Origin of the sequence: Emticicia sp. W12TSBA100-4 (genome assembly GCF_040253585.1) — a bacterium.
Lineage (GTDB): Bacteria > Bacteroidota > Bacteroidia > Cytophagales > Spirosomataceae > Emticicia.
In genome coordinates this window covers 125,285-145,843 of record NZ_JBELAU010000007.1, presented here as the reverse complement: position 1 = coordinate 145,843, position 20,559 = coordinate 125,285, and the positions used below count along the sequence as shown (strand labels likewise).

Sequence of the window (20,559 nt, the reverse complement as noted above, 5' to 3'; positions counted from 1 at the left end):
TTTTCGCACAACTTATATACTTATTAGTAGTTATTGAAAGTTTGTTATTGGTTAATTTGTCGTTAGGTAGTTTGCTTTCCAACGACAACTAACACAAACAAATTTAATTCAGACACTTAAAAATAAGTAAGCAAAGGTTATTTCTACTAAAAATAACATATTTTAATGAGATTGTGTTTTATAAAATATCTTAAACTTTCTATTACTACACTCCTATTTGGGAAATTGAGTATATTATTTTTTCTGTTTCTTATAAGCAAATCTGGTCTTAAAGCTCAAAGTAATTTTACTCCTCTTAACGAAGATTATTCAAATTTAATTGAACGCTACGAGATAAAAAGTGGTAGTTTATCGAGCCTTCATACTAATATCAAGCCAGTAAGAAGAAAAGATCTGGTAAAATTAACGACTGAACTGGAATCGGACGAAAAAGCTAACTTATCAAAAACTGACCTATTCAATTTAGCATATCTACAAAATGATAGCTGGGAATGGCTTGAAAATGAAAAACTCCCACAGAGTGATAGCAAAAAGCCATTATGGACACACTTATTTAGAAAGAAATCTGACTTTTATAGCACCCAAAACAAAGACATAGACTTTCATGTAAGCCCTATTTTTCAGTTTACTTTTGCTCAGGATAATCTTGCTAAGGAAACACCATATACCAATACACGTGGCATTGAAGTACGAGGAACATTGAATAAAAAACTGGGTTTTTATTCAATGCTTACCGAAAATCAGATTGTATATCCTGAATATATTAGAGAATACGGACGAGCATACAATGCAAATCCATACGAAGGATTCACTAAGATTCCGAATGCCGATTCGAGTAAATACTTAGCAGATTTCTTTTCGGCACGAGGATATATTACTTTTCAGGCCATCAAAAGTGTACAAATTCAGTTTGGACACGATAAAAACTTCATTGGGTCGGGCATTCGCTCAATGATTCTATCTGATTTCTCTGCACCTTATTTGCACCTTAAAGTTACAACTAATGTTGGGCGTTTTCAGTACATGAATTTGTTTGCTCAGATGATAAACAAGCAAATTCCCTTAGCTGCCGACGGAACGGAACAACTCCCACCAAAGTATTTTTCGTTGCATCATTTGAGTGTAAATATTGGTCGAAACCTAAATATTGGAATTTTTGAAAGTATTATTTTTGGCAAACGCCAAGTTGGGTTCGATATTAATTACCTAAATCCTGTGATATTTCTACGTTTTGCCGAAGGACATCTCGGAAGTGTCGATAATTCGATTGCTGGATTAAATTTTAAATATAATTTCAAACGTCACTTTTCTCTCTACGGACAATTTGTTTTAGATGAATTTAATGTAAAATATTTCAAGCAAGATGGTTGGTGGGCTAAAAAATACGCTGCTCAAATTGGTGGACGCTATATTGATGTTTTCGGAATAAAAAACCTTGATTTTCAGACAGAATACAACTTAGTAAGACCATATATGTATAGTCATAATTCGACTTACAGTAATTATGTCAATTATAACCTTCCTTTGGCTCATCCTTTGGGAGCAAATTTCACCGAACTTCTGCTAATTGGACGTTATCAACCAACGAAGCGTTTGTTCCTGAATTTCACGACAATGCTCACCCAACAAGGCAAAGATTCAAATATTATCAACTGGGGTGGAGATATTTTGCGAAATTACAATTTTGCCCGCCCATTTGACTACGGAAATGAAATTGGTCAAGGTCGCACAATTAATACAAAATTCTATCAGTTTGGAGCATCATACATGATCGCACATAACCTGTTTGCTGATTTAAAGGTTCAAAACCGTAACATTAATCTATCAGGCGATGCTGATGATAAAAAGAACATGATTTTTTCGGTGGGCCTCCGCTGGAATACGAGTCAAAGGCAGTTTTTATTTTAATTTTCTAAATACTGTTTGTGATTTTTTTTAAAATTTACCATTATTCATTGTCAATTATACATTCTCCATCAATCATGTTTGTCCTTACCGAAAATAACTCTTTAGCCAACCACTTTCTTTCTGAACTGAGAGATGAACAAACGCAAAAAGACTCGATGAGATTTCGCCGAAACTTAGAGCGTTTAGGTGAGGTTTTTGCTTATGAAATCTCCAAAACTTTGAGTTTTCAGAAACACGACGTAAGCACTCAGCTCGGTATCAAGAAAACTTATCATCTTTCACAAGATGTAGTTTTGGTAACGATTCTTCGGGCAGGTTTGCCTTTGCATCAAGGCTTGCTAAACTATTTCGATAAAGCAGAAAATGCTTTTATAGGAGCATATAGAGGTAAACACGACGAAAAAGAAGCATTTGAGATAGAAATGGACTACATTACAAGTCCAGATATACACGATAAAGTATTGATAATCAGCGACCCCATGCTGGCTACTGGTAAATCAATCGAAAAGGCATACCACGCCATGTTACGCTACGGAGTTCCTGCCAAGACACATATTGTATCGGCTATTGCGAGCCAGCGGGGTGTACGCTTTATTCAAGCACGCCTACCTCAATGCCGTTTATGGGTTGGAGATATTGATACCGAAATGAATTCAAAATCGTATATCGTACCAGGCTTAGGCGATGCTGGCGATTTAGCCTTTGGAGGGAAGATTTAGTGATTAGTTAATGGTAAATTGGTTACTGGTATATTATTGGAGAATTAGTAGATTTGTTTTTCGAGTCACCAGTTTACCAATAACAATTAACCACTATTTTAATCGCTCAAGTGTGGCTTTCATACGATACTGAAGCACTACTTTTTTACCAGATACATTTTCGAGTAAAGGTTTTAACACCAATTCTGCATTTTTCTTGGTTTGCTCCAGAATTCCCATCTCAAGAGCCGACTCCTTGATTTTAGCTTCAGCACGGGTGTAAGCTTCGTTCATCAGCGATTGTTCGTTCATGAAAGCATACTCAGTATCGTAAATTTTCGATTTACTATGATCAATTTTATAACTACACAGCTCAGGGTCAGGTAAATGAACAATTAATGTATCATCTTTGGTAATAATATCTTCAGCTTTAATCTTTGTTAAATCTATACAACCGATCGCCTCGCCTTGTACAATCAAAATTGCTTTCGGATTAGGCATATAATCTCTTACGAGTTCTTGCTCAACAACATCTCTGAAAGCAAAATTCGATAATTCTAACTTGCCTAAAACAGTCATTTCTTTCAACACTATATTGTGGGTCGTCTGAATATCTCTAATAGTGAAAGGGTTAAAGTTTTTAAATTTTTCCCACAAAAAAATTGATAATATTACTGTAATGAATAGTATTATTATCTGTATATATCTTTTCAGCATTTTCCCTATTTTGGTTTATATATAAAGTAGTCTTTCTTGTAAAATTACACTACTTTAGAAATAAAGTATGCTTATTTATTATAAAAGCTACATTAAAAAATTACCTTTTAAAATTCTCATCTGCATTATAATATAATTTAAAACTAAATTTTAAGATGTTTTCTGTATCTTTGTAAAGTTAAAAGTAACCAAAAACTCTATTTACAGTGACGCTTATCAAATCAATTTCGGGTATCAGAGGGACTATTGGCGGAAAAAGTGGCGATTCCTTGACCCCTTTAGATGTTGTAAAATTTACTGCTGCTTACGGTTCTTGGCTTAAAAACAAAAATTCAGAAAAACCACTTCGTGTAGTAATTGGAAGAGATGCCCGTTTATCAGGCAAAATGGTTTCCGATTTGGTATCTGCTACTCTTGTCGGGATGGGTTTTAATGTAATTGATTTAGGCCTATCTACTACTCCTACTGTTGAAATTGCTGTTCCACTTGAAAATGCCTTAGGTGGTATTATTCTGACGGCAAGCCATAATCCAATACAGTGGAACGCTCTAAAATTACTCAACGAAAAAGGCGAGTTTATTTCTGGTGCCGACGGCGAAGCATTACTGGCCATTGCCGAAAACGATAGTGCTGAATATGCCGATGTAAAAAGTTTGGGGAAAGTAGAAACGAATGATACTTATTTACAAAAACACATCGAAATGATTTTAGAATTGCCATTGGTAGATAAAGAAGCCATTGCAAAAGCTAACTTCAAAATTTGTGTTGATGCCGTAAATTCTTCAGGTGGAATTGCAGTTCCGATGCTTTTAGAAGCGTTGGGCGTCAGTGAAATCAAGAAAATAAACTGCGAGCCAACGGGTGTTTTTGCTCATAATCCAGAACCATTACCTGAAAATTTAAGAGAAATTTCGGGTGAATTACGCAAAGGAAATTATGACTTAGGAATCGTTGTTGACCCAGATGTAGATAGATTAGCATTTATAAATGAAGATGGCGAGCCATTTGGCGAAGAATATACACTCGTGGCAGTTGCTGACTATATCTTAAAAAATACCGAAAATAAAGAAAACTTGACAACGGTCTCAAACCTTTCTTCGACTTTGGCATTGAAAGATGTAACTGTTAAAGCTGGTGGAACTTATCACTCGGCAGCCGTTGGTGAAGTAAACGTTGTAACCAAAATGAAAGAAGTTGGTGCAATTATCGGTGGAGAAGGAAATGGAGGAATCATCTATCCAGAATTCCACTACGGACGTGACGCACTGGTTGGAATTGCTTTATTTTTAACACATCTGGCAAAATTCAGCAAACCGATTGGTTTCTTACGTAATACTTATCCTAACTACCATATCGCCAAAAAGAAAGTAGAACTTACCGCAGATTTGGATGTCGATGGAATTTTAGATGAAATTAAGGACAAATACGAACGCTATCCGATAAATACCGAAGATGGTGTGAAGATAAATTTTGAAAAAGAATGGGTTCATTTGCGTAAATCGAATACTGAGCCTATCATCAGAATTTACGCTGAGTCGGAGTTTGAAACAACCGCCTCAAATCTCGCCGATAAAATAATTCGAGATATTAAAGAATTGATTGCTCAGTAATCACATTCTATATTTTCAAAGAGCTTAAAATTGTACAAACAGTTTTAAGCTCTTTTTTTATGCGTACATTCTTCATCTTTTGTTCACAAAGAATCCGTAAGCCAACATCGGCTATTAGTTTTGGCACTGAATTTGTGCATCATTTTTGCACAGAAAATTCGCTATTTATAAATGGTTGTTTTACAATCGTTCAATCATTTGATTTATTATGTTTAGGAAAAAAGGAAACCCAAAGTTTATAATATCTATCCTTCTATGGATAGTTAGTATGCAAGTGGTAGTTGGACAAGGTTTTCCGACGAACCTTGAATGGCAAAAATGCTATGGTTGGAACGATTATCACGGAGATGAAGGCACTAAGATTATTCCTACACAAGATGGAAATTATATTGCCATTGGTAAAAAGAGTTTAAATGGTTTAGAACTTATATGGGTTGCAAAAATTGGCACATTGGGTAATATGCTCTGGGAAACAACGGTGTCAGATAATAATGCTTACACAGGCTTTAAAGCCCAAGATATTATTCAAAATCCTGACGGTAGCTATATTTTAGTAGCAAGAGTCAATAATTATTCAAACCTACGCTTTAATAATACAAATGCTCTCAATATTTCTGCAATAGCCAGTAAAGGTAATGTTGATATTCTTATCACTAAACTCGATGGCGAAGGCAAAATGGTTTGGAATAAAACTTACGGAGGTGATGGTGAGGATATTCCAATAAAAGTTTTATCTACCAATGATGGAAATCTGATGCTACTCTCTCATACTGGCTCTTCGAATGGAGACATTGCTAATTCTAATAAAAATACATCAAGCTTTAATCAAGACTTATGGCTTGCCAAATTAGACCAAAACGGCTCACTATTATCAAAAAAATGTATCGGTGGCAGCGGAGACGAAATGGGTTTTGATATGAAAAAAACCGATGGTGGATTCGTAATTGTTGGTTGTACCAATTCAAATGATAATGAAATAGGGCCAAATAAGGGCGGAAAAGATATTTTAGCCGTAAAAATTGATGAATCAATCAATGTGGTTTGGAAAAAAACTTATGGCGGAAACCAAAAAGATGAAGCTAAGAGAGTATTAATACAACCCAATGGAGAAATTATTGTTGGTTTGATTTCTAACTCTTCGAGTGATGATTTTCAGTTTACACCAAACGATGTTTTCCCAAATAATTTTGAAGAAAACATCTGGTTGCTAAAACTCAACTCCAATGGTGAACTGCAAAATAAAAAAATGTTTGGTGGTGCTGGTCGTGATATTCTTAACGATTTAATTGCAACCAGAGACGGTAATTTTGCGATTGCAGGTTCAACAAGATCAAATAATGGCAACATCAATGACCGTAATCGAATTCCTTCTAATAATAATGGACAATATGATTTATTGCTCATGAAAATAGGTAATAATCTTGATTTTATTTGGTCAAAAACACTCGGTGGCTCATCAGAAGACGAAGGAAATGGTATTGTAGAAACCAATGAAGGAGCATTTATTGGTATCGGAACTACCCAATCATTAGATGGCGATGTTTCAGGAAACCATTTCAGTTCTCAAAACAATAGAGACATTTGGTTTGTAAAGATAAATTACCGATGTGAAACTGAAATTGTTACTTCCGCTGATTTGGTGGCTGTCAATTCAGAAGTAGTAGCCTCCGAAAGTATTATAACATCAGATAAAGTATCGAAAAATTCGTCAATCCATTACGGTGCCAATAAGAACATTGATATTGTTGCTGGTTTTGATAGCGAATTTGGTACTACTCTCGATTTCAACTCAGCTGGTTGTAATGCTGTTGATGGTGTTAGTCCTAATCCTATTCAAATAAAGATAAATAATGAATGCCGAGAAGGTGGGATGAAATTTGAATTTATGCCTTTTACACCGAGTACAGATTTGGGACAGTATAAAATATCAGTGCAAAACCTCGACCCTAAAATTGAATTTAGTTTCAATGGAAATACGCTGATAACTAAGAATAATCTACCAAATAATGGGAATGCCTATTTCGTGGTGAAGGTCTCAAAAGAGGGTTATCATGACTTTGAATATCAGAGTTATACAAGTACCTGTGAGCACGATAATGCTCCGATTGACTGCCCAGAAAATGACCGTGATGTAATTCTTGATAAAGAATATTATAATTCAGGTGAAATTTTCACTGCCTCATGGACAGGTTCACTTTTACCAAATCAAGAATTATTTTGGTACAATGAAAATGTAGAAACGATTTCAAAAACAGCAACAACTTTCACTGGAAGAATTACAAGTTTCCCTGCTCACGTTCAAGCCCAACCAGGTATATTTCCAGACTCTCGTCCGTGTCACGGTTCTACGAGGGTCGAATTTAGACCAAGAAAATAAATACTTATATCTATAAAAAAGGCCTAAAATCAATAATTTTAGGCCTTTTTGCTGTAATTAATCAACAACCACATTCCCACCACCGCTATAACTGCGGTAATCACCGTTATACATGGCATCGGCTGAAACTGGGCCGAGAATAAATTTACCACGAGAAACAACTCTTACTAAATAATAGAAAGTCTTTTCGTTGGCATCGGCTGTGGTGTAGAAATTGATTCTATCATCACGAATATCGAAATGCTGAGGTGTTGAGGCATTTTTAATCCAAGTCATGTTGCGGTCTTCGTTTAAGCGAGGGTTTTCAATCTCAAATGCAGCTGGAAGCATATCAGTTACGACCACGTTTTCCACTGGAGTGCCGAGCGTGCTGCTTACGCTTACTTTCACTACAACCAATTGGTTTTGTTTAAGGCTTCCAGAAATCGGCTCTCCATTTCGAGTTAAGAATTGTCGGCGAACTTTCAAGAAATTATCTTCTTCGGTGTAGCTTCCTGTGGCACTTAGCCCTTCTTGTTGCGAAAAATAATACAAGCCGCCTTTTCCTTTGGCCGAAATGTTGACCAATTTTCCTGCAATACCTTTTTCGATATTCAAATCTGTTCCTGCGAAATTCGCTAAAATCTTATTATCAACTGATAACGAAGCCGTTACAGTCGATTCGCCTGTACGTTTGGCAATTTTCCCTAAAGCCAAGAAACTAAACACCGATTCTTGCGTAGAAAGATAAGGCGTTGATTTGATAGCTTGCGAAAGTATGCGTGCCAGTTTCGGTACTTGTAAGTTTTCGGGGTCAGATTCTACCAAACTGTTCAACGAAATAGCCAAATTCCTGATTGGCGAAGCAAAACTTCCACCTGTTTGTTTTTGGGTATTTTCTATCACATAATCTTTCGGTAAAAGCTGCTTGAAGCTACCTTCATCGCCAATTTGAGCAAAACTTGCACCGAGCATATATCGCTCATCAGTTGTCAATAAAATTTGATTGGCCTTGTAATAATTCATCACTGGCTGATTGGCCTTTCCTGCCATTGCAAGTGTATAAAGTGAATAAATCATTTCGTGACGTGCAATCGTGCGGGTCGTCCAAGTGCCAGTTTCGTTATAAATATAGTCGGTTTCGGTTAAATCTTGCATCGAAGTTTTGGTCGTCAAATAATCCAACATTCGATTTAGATTTTCGTCACTTACTTCAAAATCTGCCTTTTTAGCTTCTAACAAGAAATGAGCCGCAAAGGCCGTTCCCCACCAACTTTCGCTATCTCCACCTTGCCAGTAGCTTACTGCACCGTTGGCCAATTGCATACTTTCTACCTTACGAATGGCTGCTTGCACATTAAACTGTGGATTCCAGTCATTTTCGCCAGAAACTCTGAGCGAGCGAGAGTTTTTAGCAATCCTTTTCGTGAAATCGGCAAAATATAATTGCGGGAATGCCTTTGAAACAGTCTGCTCAATGCAACCGTGCGGATAACCCAATAAGTAATCTAATTGCTTGGCAAACTGCACCATCGGCGAGCGACTCATCAATAAACTTGCTTGTGCAGTGCCTGCCATATAATCATTTCCGAGATTTACGGATTCGGTTTTTCCTGCCAAAACTACACCTGATAATGAGGTTTTGAGCAATGAAGTTGAAGGTCTGATTGTTAAATCTATTTTCTCAGAAAACTTTTCTTTGAAACCATTTACCACTACCGCAATACTTCCAGTGCCGATAGCCGCAGGTGCTTTGATACTAAACATCGTGCGAACTTCTTTGCCCGCAGGAACTGTAATAGACTGATTATTAACCCCTTGCAAAGCCAGTCCACCAGTTAAGTTTACCGAAATGCTTGCAGTTGTAGCAGTTTTGGTAGTATTTGTGACCGTGACAGGAATCATCACTTCATCGTTTGGACTCAAAAACTTTGGAGCTCCCGTGCTGATTACAATTGGGTCTTTTACTTTCATGTTGGCATTGGCCGAACCAAAAGCTTCATCTTTATAAGCAACTACCATAATACGCAAATCGCCCGAAAACTGTGGAATTTCAAATTCAAATTCGGCTTCGCCACCCATACCAGTTTTCAAGATTCCTGACCAAACTGCCACTAACTTCGTGCGTCCATTGCTTAATGGATTTACTCGTTTTTCGAGATTATACCCATCACCACCAGTGCTACTGCTTGCCAACGATAATTCAGGGAAAAGGAATTGATACAAATCGTGGCTACTTACTTCCAAAGCCTGTTTTTGGTAGAAATAATTGTAAATATCGGGCGTTTTGAAGTTTTTGATTTGCAAAATACCTTCATCAACCACCGAAATTGTGAGTTCGGTATTGGCTTTGGTTTTTATCGTAACTTTTTGCTTGCGTTTCGAGCGAGATTCTTTCACCGCTACAATTTCTACTGGCAATTGATTGGCTGGTTTTTCGACTTTCATCGGGGCAAAACCGTGAGCAACTGTAAGTGGCATATCAGTTCCTTTCATTGGACGAATGAGCGTTGCCGTTACATAGACGTTTGGCAACATTTCTTCGGTAATTTTGATGTCGATTTCGGCTGATTTCTTATCAGTTTCTACATAAAAATGTTCTAAAACAGTTCCTTTTTCAACGGTTACGAGCATTTTTCCCGCAAAAGGCGTTTTCATCAAAACTTTTGCTTTATCGCCCACTTCATATTTTTCTTTATCAAATTCCATCAAAACTTGTCCTTCGTTACTTACTTCAAATGAGCTGCTCGATGTATTTCCATAGCCATACGCATAAAAACCTTGTGAAGCATAACTTTTTGCACCCGCTTGGGCAATACGAATTTCGTACTCGCCCGATACTTGCGGAATAAATTTTATTGAAGATTTTCCTGCCGAAAAACTCACTTCTTTGGTCTGCACCAGTTTTTCTTGTCGTTTAGAATTATAGCGAATCACGCCATCAGTTTTTTCGACAACCGTCTGATATTCAATACGATAGATCAAAACTTCTGCTTTGGCAGATTTGGCTTTTCCATCGGTCGAAACGGCTGCGAGAGGAATCGTCATCGGCACGTGCGTTCCAACATAATAATCGGCCAAACCGATGCCGTAAAAAGTATCTTGCGTGAAAACATCAAAACTTTTTACACGATTGAGTGGACGACCAGTTTCATCAAAAACCGTCACAAAAACTTTTCCTTCAAGCACGCCCATATCCTGGTATGTGGTAGCGAGTTGAAAGGCTTGTTTGGCTTGTCCATTTTCATCAGTTGAGCCTTGTCTGAGGTCATGTTCAAACTTTGTATCATTCTGAATATCAAACGAATAGGCTTCAAAACCTTTCGCAAAAAAGGCTTTTCTTTTCAGCGAAAAATCCATTTCATAATTTCGGTTCGATGCTGGTGGGCCAAATAAATTGGTTGCAGTTGCCACCAAATTTACGGTTTCTCCAGTTTTGTAGCTGTCTTTTGCCGAAACATCAACTTTGATTCTATCAGGCATAAATTCTTCGATGCTGATAGATTTTGAAGTAAGCAAAACATCATTTCCGTTCAGAATTTCGATGGCGTAAGTTCCCGTTACAGCGGCACGGTCGAGCGGAATAGAGGTTTCGATTGCACCTTGTGCATTGGTGTTTTTCAAGAAAGATTTAAACTCACGGCCATTGGGCAAAATAAGTCTGATTTTCAAAGGAATATCTGCCGCAGAAGCCCATTTGGCATCACGCACAACGGTATTAAAATGAATGGTTTCACCTGGGCGATAAATGTCACGGTCGCCATAAACAAAAGCATCAAAACCCGTTGAATTGGCTCGCTTGCCTTCCACCTCAAAGCGTGAAGTTTCTACTTGCGTATCTTCGAGCAACATATAATTAAAATCATCTTCGGTGCGAGCAGTAATCATGGCCAACTTGAAGTTCGGGGCTTTTTCTTTGAGTTTTTCAAATACAATAACACCCTTACTATCAGTTTTTTGCGTTTCCATAATTTGGTTGTTGGTCGAAACAAGTTTTATCTCGACATCGCCCATTGGTTCGGCATCTATGATTGAATTGACAAACACCATCAGCTGGTCACCATCGGCCGATTTCTTGGCAATAATTCCTAAATCAGACACCGAAACAAGTTTGGTGGCGTTCTGATAATATTCGTCGTTTGAATTAAGATTTACCAAATAGACACCACGCAATTTGTCTTGCTCTGGCATTGGCATATTCAGGACCGAAACGCCGTGAACTTTCGATAAATTGCCTGTTTCGATGGTGCGGTCAACGATTACATCGCTATAAATTCCTTGGTCGTCAGTGCCGTAGTTAAAGCCATTTACTCGGCTTTCTTCACCATCGTAATCGTAGTTTTCGTAGCGATTATTTCGCACATACGAGAGCAAGTTATTCTCGTAAATCTTCACAATCTTGAGTTTTACTTTTGGAATATTCGTAATACGGATTCCTACATTTCGGCTGCCTTTTGAGGATAAATACAAACCTTTTTTGCTCGTAAATTCAATACTTGCAGGCATTTCTCCGAAAAACAAATCTTTGGTTATTTCTCCATCAAGTTTTGCTCCGAGCGTGCCTCGTAGATTATCTTTTATGGTCAAAGTATAAGCCTCTGAGGCACTAAAAAAGCCTTTGATGATAAAACCGTTTTCGGTTAATTCGGTTTGAGTTTCAACAGCTGGTTCGATTTTGAACGCATCTTTTAGGTTATCGCCCGAAATTTGTTGGGTCGTGATAACTTTCACAAAACCTTGGTTTTTCTCGAAACCAGTTTCAATATCAACCACTTTTACATTATATGGTGAAGGCAAAACGCCTTCCAATTCAATTTTTTCTTGGGTAGAACCTGCACTTCCTGCAATTTTTACGCCTTTTTCGATGATTGTTTTGAGCGAACTTTCATCTTTTAGTGAAGGTGCATTATCAAGGGCCAGTACCAACTTTTGGTCGTTGGGCGTGCTATTTAGATTAAATTTTGTATCGGCATCTTCGAGTTGAACTTTTAGTAAATTAATGACATCAGTTTCTTGAACTGGGTAATTGAAATCAACTTTTACTTTAGCAACTGGCTTATTATCAGCTCCTTTCATCCAATACGTTTCTATTTTCTGAGCCTTCAAATGAGGCGTATGAAACTCGAAAGATTCATTATCTAAACCATAATTTTTTGTTACTGATTTGCTCAAAAGGTTTTTAGTCAGTACGGCTTTATAATTGGTTGCTCCTTTGAAACCATTTGATGGAGAAAACACCAATTCATTTTTGGCCGACCACTTGAAAACCCCCTCAACTTTTGGTTCAATTCTTACGTATTCAACGGCTTGCCAAGTTTCTAAGTCGGCATCAGAAACCAAATCTTTGTTGAAAGTAAAAACTAAGTTTTGGGCAAGTTGAATCTCATCCTCAAAGTTTCGGGCCGCTACGCTCACTTCGTTGAGTTTGGAACAGCCTGAAAATAGATATGAAATTTGAGTTATGAGATATGAAAAAAAGAGTACACGCACAAAGCTATTGGCTTTTAGGCGATAAGAAAGAGGGTTCATGGGCGATTTGAAGATTTGAATAGGTTTCGAGGGTATTAACGTGGGAAGTTCGGGAAATTGTAGCGGATTATCAAAATTATTTTTGAAGGTTTTGAGCAAAAACAACATCAGAAAGTTCAGGAATTCTTTTTATCTGATGAAGGCGAATAATCACTACAAAATTCCCAAAGCAAAAATACTTGGAAGAGCCGCTTACGAAAATTTAGGTTTGTTCTATCGTGACCATGAAGACCAAACTGAACACTGGATATTTACCCAAAAACCAACTACGTTGCCAGTGTAAAAGCTGTTCAGAAATTGATGTCAAGTGCTGATAATAAAGAAGGGAAGACTATGCTGTAATAGATGTTGGAGCTACAGAATTGGGTATTTTGAGGACAAAACTTAATCCAAAAACTAAGAAATTAGAGTTTTGGTTAGCGAAAATTTAAAGAACGCCAAATCAATATGGGTCTTAAAACCTCAATGCTTACAAAGAAGTAGCAAAAGCCATTAAAAGTTAAGTGATTGACTCTTTGGTAAGTTTTGGTATTCCTTCTGACCGAATAATTATTACCCTTAGTAGTGGTTTGGTAGGTAGAATTCATGCTGACACAATACTATTAAAAAATTGAGGCCGAGTTGTATATATACAACTCGGCCATAATTTTATCAATTTCTTTGAAAGTCTTATCTATAAAAGCCCATCGCAACACCACCATCAACATTGATGGCATTTCCTGTTGATTTGCTTAAAAGTCCACCAACGAGAGCAAAACAGGCGTTCGCAATGTCAACTGGAAGAATGATTTCATTAAGCAAAGTACGTTTGGCATAATAAGCTGGTAATTCTTCAACTGTAATACCGTAAGCTTTTGCACGGCCTTCAGCCCAGCCTCCTGCCCAAATATTAGAGTCAGAAATTACGGCATCAGGATTGACAGTATTTACTCTAATTTTATCTCCTCCAACTTCGGCAGCCATTAGGCGAGTTAAATGAGCTTGAGCAGCTTTTGCCGAACCATAACCTGAATTGTTTGGCCCAGAAACTACAGCATTTTTCGAAACAATATTCACAATATCACCGCCGAAACCTTGTTTTCTCATCACTTCGATACCCGCTTTCGATACGATGAATTGTCCTTTTACCAAAATATCATATAATCTATCCCATTCTTCGAGGCTATGCTCAGCGATAGATTTTGAGATACTAATTCCAGCATTATTTACCACAATATCAACTCCGCCAAAGGCCAAACAAGCAGCATCAAGTGCTTTTTCGGTGCTTTCGGCATCGGTTACGTTTAGCAAAGTAGTTGCTACTGCATCTCGTCCAAAAGTTTTGATAAATTCGGCTTTTGCACCTTCCAAACGCTCCTCATTAATGTCATTGATGATTACGCACGCTCCTTCTTCGGCAAATTTCTTAGCGATTGCTTTACCAATTCCACCAGCCGAGCCTGTAATCAATGCAATGCGTCCCGACAATGCTTTTGGTTTTGGCATACGTTGTAATTTGGCTTCTTCCAACAACCAATATTCAATGTTAAAAGCCTCTTGGCGTGGTAAAGAAGTATACTCCGAAACGGCTTCCGCTCCTTTCATTACGTTTACAGCATTTATATAATATTCTGATGCCAAACGAGCCGTTGTTTTATCTTTCGAAAACGTAAACATTCCAATACCTGGGTATAAAATTACAACAGGATTTGGGTCACGCATGGCAGGAGAATTGTGATGCTTGCACGTATTGTAATATTCGGTGTACATTTCACGGTATGCTTCAAATGCGGGTGTCAATTTAGCTTTTATAGCCGAAACATCGCTCAAATCTTCGTTTGGAGCTAATTCTAATACCAAAGGAGAGATTTTTGTACGTAAAAAGTGGTCAGGACAAGATGTTCCAAGTGGTGCGAGTTTCTCTAAATCATTTGAATTAATGAATTCTAAAACTCGTGCATCGTCGGTAAAATGTCCAATCATTTTGCGTTCGGATGAACAAAAACCTCTTAAAATTGGAGCAATTTTAGCCGCTTGCAACTGACGTGCATCAGTTGGAAGGCTTTCGATTTTCTGTCCCCCAAAAACATTTTTATAATTACTTTCCAGATATTCTGCACATTTTTCGATCACTTCGAGTGTGTTGATATAGCTTTCGTATGCGGTATCACCCCAAGTGAAAAGTCCGTGCGAACCGAGCATAATTCCACGCAGTTTGATTCCACGAGCGGCGGCTTCTTCTAAGCACGTGCGTAATTGCAAACCTAAATCAAAACCTGGACGTTGCCAACCAACCCAACCCACTTCACCATTGAATAATTCTTCGGTGATTTTCTTCCCATCTTTGGCGGCGGCAATCGCAATAGCTGCATCGGGGTGAAGGTGGTCGATGTGTTTGAATGGTAGAAATCCGTGAAGTGGTGTGTCAATCGAAGGTGCTTTTGAGGCCAAATCGAAAATACAGTGATTGAAAAGCTCAACCATTTCATCTTCAAACTCAATTCCACGATAAACTTTATTTAGGTTCAGCAGTCTTTCCATGTAAAGTGCCGCACAACCCGACTTTGTGAGTGTGCCAATATCACCACCCGAACCTTTAATCCACATTACTTCGGTATCGGCTCCCGTGAGGGGGTCTTTATCTATGATTTTTACAGAAGTATTTCCACCGCCATAATTTGTCAATCTTAAATCTGCTCCGAGAATATTTGAACGATATATAAACAAAGCTACTTCATCACCTGCCAATTCAGCGGCTTTTGCATCATCCCATAGGTAGCTTACATGGTTGAAAGTCTTAGAATTTTTCATTTTTTTCTTAATTATAGCTTAAAATCTTCTTTTTCTCTTAAAAATCACTTCAAAAACTGCCCAACATTCTCATTAGTAACCAACTGAAACGGTATCATCAGTTCTTTTTCGTAAGGCTGACCTTTGGCAATTTTCACAGCCGTTTCTATTGCCCCTGCTCCTTGTTGTTTCGCATTCTGAAAAACTGTTGCATCGAGTGAGCCTTTCTTCACGGCTTGCAAAGCATCGGCTATAGCATCAATGCTCACAACAATCACTTTATCTTTTAGGCCAGCATCTTGTAAAGCTTTCAATGCTCCGAGTCCCATTTCATCGTTTTGAGCAAAAACCGCATTAATTTTTGTTCCGTACGATTGAATCCAGTTTTGCATCAAATCCATACTTTTCGCTCTGTCCCACTCGCCAGTTTGATGAGCTATTAGTTTTAGGTCAGGATATTGTTTCAGAATTTCTTTTGCACCTTGTTCACGCTGAATCTGAGCTGCTTGCCCCATAAATCCGTGAATCATCACTACGTTTCCTTTTCCACCCAATTTATCGGCAATAAATTTCATGGCAATTCTGGCCGATTCTACATCATTTGAACCAACAAAAGCCGTTGGTTTAGTACTTGTGGCCGAATTTACATTAATGATTGGAATCTTTGCAGCCAAAGCTTTCGTAACTGCGGGCGAACTTGCCTCAACCTCACAAGGATTCATAATGATAACATCTACTTTTTGAGCAATAAAGCTTTCTACCTGTTCGATTTGCTTCAATGGCTGATGTTCGGCATCAACACTTATCAATTCAACGCCCAATTCTTCGGCTTTTTTATTCATTTCGTCACTGATATTGACAATGAACTCATTTTGCATACTGAGTAATGTAACCCCTACTTTGATTTTTTTATCGCCACTATTTTCTGCATTTTTTGACTGGCTACAACTGATAAATAAAAAAACTGTAATGATTAGAGTTGAATAAAGATGTTTCATTTTTTTGAATATTTGTGTCTTCGACTCTGCTCAGACACCGTGAAACCACATGTTTTTTATGTTTTATTTATGCTTGTTAAAATTGGTGTCTGAGCGAATCGGACAGCCGAAGCCCCGATTTAAACATTACTTTTCTGATTCCAACTATCTAAAACTACTGCCCCGATAATGATTATACCCATCACAACTTGTTGGTAATAAGATGTTACATTGAGTAAATCAAGGCCATTATTGATTACTCCAATCAACAAAACGCCAACCAAAGTACCCATCATAGTACCCGTTCCGCCCGATGTACTTGTGCCACCGATGACAGCCGCGGCAATGGCATCTAATTCAAAACCTGCTCCTGCATTGGGTTGGCCAGTGGTGATTCTTGATGTCAGTAAAACACCTGCTAATCCTGCCAATAAACCCGAAATCGAATAAACTGCCATTTTCACTTGATTCACATTAATTCCCGACGCTCTTGCTGCCTGCTCATTGCCACCTACTGCATAAATATACCTTCCGAGCAGTGTTTTTTTAAGTGTAATTGAGCAAATAGCAAAGATTAAAACCAAAACAATAATCGGAAAAGGAATACCCAAAACTTCGCCTCCACCAATAAAATTGAATGAATCAGAAAGGTTTGAAATGGGCCGACCTTTACTCAAAATCAGAGCCAAACCTCGCCCGATTGTCATTGTTCCGAGGGTAACTATAAATGGTGCAATTTTACTTTTTGTAATAATAAAACCATTGAAAACTCCCATCAAAAGCCCCGCCAGTAAACCTGCAAAAATAGGCAATGCCACAGGAAAAGTATCGGGATGTGCCAGCATTGCGGCAGTTACACCTGTTACGGCTACCATCGAACCCAGCGAAAGGTCTATTCCACCCGTAATTATTACAAAAGTTACACCAAAAGCCAATAAGGCATTGATAGATGCCTGTGTAATGATAATCGTCCAGTTTGAGACCGTCAAGAATTGGGGTGAAATAAAGGAAAGAATGAGGCATATTATGATAAATACCACGAAAATTCCGTACTGTCTTAGGGTTTTAATGTACTGCATATTGCATAATTTTTTCTTGGGTTGCCTCTTGTTTTGATAATAAAGCGGTTTGTTTTCCTTTCGAGAGAACCATAATTCTATCGCTTATACCAAGAATTTCGGGCAATTCTGACGAAATCATAATGACTGCGATTCCTTTTTCAGTCAACTGATTAATCAATTTATAAATCTCAAATTTTGCTCCAATGTCAATGCCACGGGTGGGTTCATCTAAAATAACCAAACTTGGCGAGGTCAATAAAACTTTGCCAATGACTACTTTTTGTTGATTTCCACCACTGAGCGTCATCACTTTTTGATTGATGCTCGTGGACTTTATTTTTAAATCGTTTACCAGTTGTTTCGTCGCCTCATATTCGTTGCTTGAATTAACAAACCAAGTCTTTGAGAAGTTGCCTAAACTCGACAAACTGATATTTTCTTTGATAGATAATGCAGGAATAAAACCTAACGCTTTACGGTCTTCGCTCACATATCCGATGCCATTTTTGATAGCATCTTCGGGCGATTTTATTTCAACTCTATTGCCTTTTAGCATGATTTCTCCACTATCATACATATCCAGCCCAAAAATTGCTCTGGCAATTTCGGTTCGCCCCGCTCCCATCAAACCCGCAATGCCAAGCACTTCGCCTGCATGAACTTCAAAATTAATGTCTTTAAACTTGCCTTTCTTGTTTAGATTTTGAACCGAAAGAATAGATTCTCCTTTTATTGAATTATTTTCAAGAAAGCGGAACGCCGCCCGAAGGTCATTTAGTTCTCGCCCAACCATCAACGCAATCAAGGCATTTTTATCTAATTCGTTTGTGTTTTTAGTAGCTATATATTTTCCATCACGCAAGACCGTGATTCTGTCGGTAATCTCATATATTTCGTCCATTTTGTGCGAAATATAGATAATTGCCACACCTTTGGCTTTCAAATCTTTGATAATTTTGAAAAGCATCGTCACCTCGTTATCGGTAAGTGCCGATGTGGGTTCGTCCATAATTATGACCTTTGCGTTGTTTGAAATTGCTTTGGCAATTTCTATCATTTGCATTTCGGCAATACTCAAGTTTTTGATTTTGGTCTGTGCGTTGATTTTTACCCCTATCGCATTAAGGATTTCTTGTGCTTTTTGGTTGATAACCTTATCATTCAACCAGCTTCGATAATTTGTTTCTCGACCTAAAAAAATATTTTGAGCAACGGTTAATTCGGGAACTACAAGGATTTCTTGATGAATCATAGAAATTCCTTTCCGTAAATTTCCGTGAACGTTATTGCTTTTTAGAGTCTCTCCCTCAAAGATAATTTCGCCCGAATCTGGTTTAAGCAAGCCCATCAAAATCTTCATAAATGTCGATTTCCCTGCTCCATTTTCACCCATTAAGGCATGAACTTCGCCTTTTTGGAGGTTAAATTGAATATTATCCAACGCCTTTACCCCTAAAAATGATTTAGAGAGGTTTTGTACTTGGAGAATATTTTGAGGGTTTGAGGGCATAATACTTCAACTATTTTATCTTTTTTTCTCCTCCTTTTTTCAAGGAGGAGTACCCTAAAAAATACATTTTTCTTGTATTTTTTAGGGGGAGGTGGTTAAACATGGGTATGGTTAAAAAATGCCTAATTTGGAACAAACCACCCCGTCCGACTGTCGTCAGGACACCCCTCCTTGAAAATAAGGAGGGGAAGTTAAAAATCATGAATTTATTCTCACACAAAATCACCTTCTACATGTGTATCTTTCCAACTTCTTGAATTAGCCGAATCAATGACTGCCGCACAAACTTTTTGGGTTTGAAGTGCTTCTTTGAAAGTTGGCGAACAATCTTCGCCAGTTTCTAAACTCTTCAAGAAATCGGCTACTTGATGAATGAAACTATGCTCATAGCCAATACCACAACCTGGAATCCACCATTTATTCATGTAAGGCTGGTCTCCATCGGTTACGTGAATCGAACGCCATCCACGAACAATTGAATCATCACGGTGGTCGAAATATTCGAGGCGATTGAGGTCATGTAAATCCCAACGGATAGAAGCATCAGCACCATTGATTTCAAATGTATAAAGAGCTTTATGTCCACGAGCATAGCGAGTAGATTCAAAAAGTCCGAGGGAGCCATTCGCAAAATGACAGTGGAAAATACAAGCATCATCAATTCCAACAGGTTCAACTTTGCCAGTTAACTGGTGCATACGTTCTTTTACAAAAGTTTCGGTAACGGCAGAAACATCGGTAATTGCCCCATTGAGCCACATGGCCGTATCAATACAGTGAGCTAAGAGGTCGCCCGTTACACCCGAACCAGCTGCACCTACATCCATTCTCCACAAGCCTTCACCACCTTGCGGGAGGTCTGCATTGATAGTCCAATCCTGTAAGAAATTAGCTCTGTAATGATATATTTTACCCAGTTTTCCAGATTCAATGATTTGTTTTGCCAAAGTAACAGCTGGCATTCTACGGTAGTTATACCACACAGTAGTTTTCAATGGTTTGCCATCTGTTCCGGCTTTGTCGATGGCATCAACCATTATTTGCCCTTCTTCTAAGGTACGAGCTAATGGTTTTTCACATAAAATCATTTTACCTGCTGCTGCCGCTGCCAAAGCAATTTCTGCATGAGAATCATTGGGTGTACAAATATCAATGGCATCAATATCGTCCCGAGCAACGAGTGCTTTCCAGTCGGTTTCGATAGATTCAAAACCCCATTGGTCGGCAAATGCTTGTACTTTTGCTGCATTTCTTGAGCAAACAGCCTTCAATACAGGTGTATATTCCAATTCAGGAAAAAAATTTGTAATGCGATTATATCCATTAGAATGAGCTCTTCCCATAAGGCCCGTTCCTATTAATCCGATTCTAAGAGGTTTCTTCGTTGACATAGTTTTATTTAAATTTAAGATGGAGAAGATAGC

General features: G+C 38.1%; 12 protein-coding genes. 5 read left to right on the top strand and 7 right to left on the bottom strand.

Annotated features, from left to right (window positions below; all coding sequences use genetic code 11):
- Window positions 1-225 precede the first annotated feature (225 nt).
- Window positions 226-1,908: a capsule assembly Wzi family protein gene (locus tag ABR854_RS11345; protein ID WP_350265514.1), complete on the top strand. Its 1,683-nt coding sequence runs from the start codon at window positions 226-228 to the stop codon at window positions 1,906-1,908.
- Between the two features lie 74 nt (window positions 1,909-1,982).
- The gene (gene upp / locus ABR854_RS11340) at window positions 1,983-2,627 is read left to right on the top strand and encodes a uracil phosphoribosyltransferase (protein ID WP_350265513.1); all 645 of its coding nucleotides are present in this window, start codon (window positions 1,983-1,985) and stop codon (window positions 2,625-2,627) included.
- Between the two features lie 93 nt (window positions 2,628-2,720).
- On the opposite strand, the gene ABR854_RS11335 is transcribed toward upp, so the two are convergent.
- A complete protein-coding gene (locus ABR854_RS11335; RefSeq protein WP_229235511.1) occupies window positions 2,721-3,185 on the bottom strand; it encodes a DUF4230 domain-containing protein in 465 nt (154 codons plus the stop codon).
- A gap of 344 nt (window positions 3,186-3,529) precedes the next feature.
- On the opposite strand from ABR854_RS11335, the gene glmM reads away from it, so the two are divergent.
- A complete protein-coding gene (gene glmM, locus ABR854_RS11330) occupies window positions 3,530-4,933 on the top strand; it encodes a phosphoglucosamine mutase (protein WP_350265512.1) in 1,404 nt (467 codons plus the stop codon).
- A 208-nt stretch (window positions 4,934-5,141) separates the two neighbouring features.
- Window positions 5,142-7,310 (top strand): hypothetical protein, encoded by a 2,169-nt coding sequence (locus ABR854_RS11325; RefSeq protein WP_350265511.1) that lies wholly within the window; start codon window positions 5,142-5,144, stop codon window positions 7,308-7,310.
- A 57-nt stretch (window positions 7,311-7,367) separates the two neighbouring features.
- On the opposite strand, the gene ABR854_RS11320 is transcribed toward ABR854_RS11325, so the two are convergent.
- The gene (locus ABR854_RS11320; protein ID WP_350265510.1) at window positions 7,368-12,818 is read right to left on the bottom strand and encodes an alpha-2-macroglobulin family protein; all 5,451 of its coding nucleotides are present in this window, start codon (window positions 12,816-12,818) and stop codon (window positions 7,368-7,370) included.
- A gap of 136 nt (window positions 12,819-12,954) precedes the next feature.
- Here ABR854_RS11320 and ABR854_RS11315 point away from each other — a divergent pair, with 136 nt between their 5' ends.
- A complete protein-coding gene (locus tag ABR854_RS11315; RefSeq protein ID WP_350265509.1) occupies window positions 12,955-13,101 on the top strand; it encodes a hypothetical protein in 147 nt (48 codons plus the stop codon).
- A gap of 386 nt (window positions 13,102-13,487) precedes the next feature.
- Here ABR854_RS11315 and ABR854_RS11310 read toward each other — a convergent pair whose 3' ends face one another.
- The 5 genes from ABR854_RS11310 to ABR854_RS11290 all read right to left on the bottom strand — a co-directional run bounded on the left by ABR854_RS11310 (window position 13,488) and on the right by ABR854_RS11290 (window position 20,526).
- The gene (locus tag ABR854_RS11310; protein WP_350265508.1) at window positions 13,488-15,608 is read right to left on the bottom strand and encodes a bifunctional aldolase/short-chain dehydrogenase; all 2,121 of its coding nucleotides are present in this window, start codon (window positions 15,606-15,608) and stop codon (window positions 13,488-13,490) included.
- A 44-nt stretch (window positions 15,609-15,652) separates the two neighbouring features.
- Window positions 15,653-16,585: a sugar ABC transporter substrate-binding protein gene (locus ABR854_RS11305; protein WP_350265507.1), complete on the bottom strand. Its 933-nt coding sequence runs from the start codon at window positions 16,583-16,585 to the stop codon at window positions 15,653-15,655.
- Window positions 16,586-16,704: 119 nt separating this feature from the next.
- On the bottom strand, window positions 16,705-17,643 hold the full coding sequence (locus ABR854_RS11300; protein ID WP_350265506.1) for an ABC transporter permease: 939 nt from the start codon (window positions 17,641-17,643) through the stop codon (window positions 16,705-16,707).
- A complete protein-coding gene (locus ABR854_RS11295; RefSeq protein ID WP_350265505.1) occupies window positions 17,630-19,135 on the bottom strand; it encodes a sugar ABC transporter ATP-binding protein in 1,506 nt (501 codons plus the stop codon). Before ABR854_RS11295 ends, ABR854_RS11300 begins: the two co-directional genes overlap by 14 nt.
- 212 nt (window positions 19,136-19,347) lie before the next feature.
- A complete protein-coding gene (locus ABR854_RS11290) occupies window positions 19,348-20,526 on the bottom strand; it encodes a Gfo/Idh/MocA family protein (protein ID WP_350265504.1) in 1,179 nt (392 codons plus the stop codon).
- Window positions 20,527-20,559 lie beyond the last annotated feature (33 nt).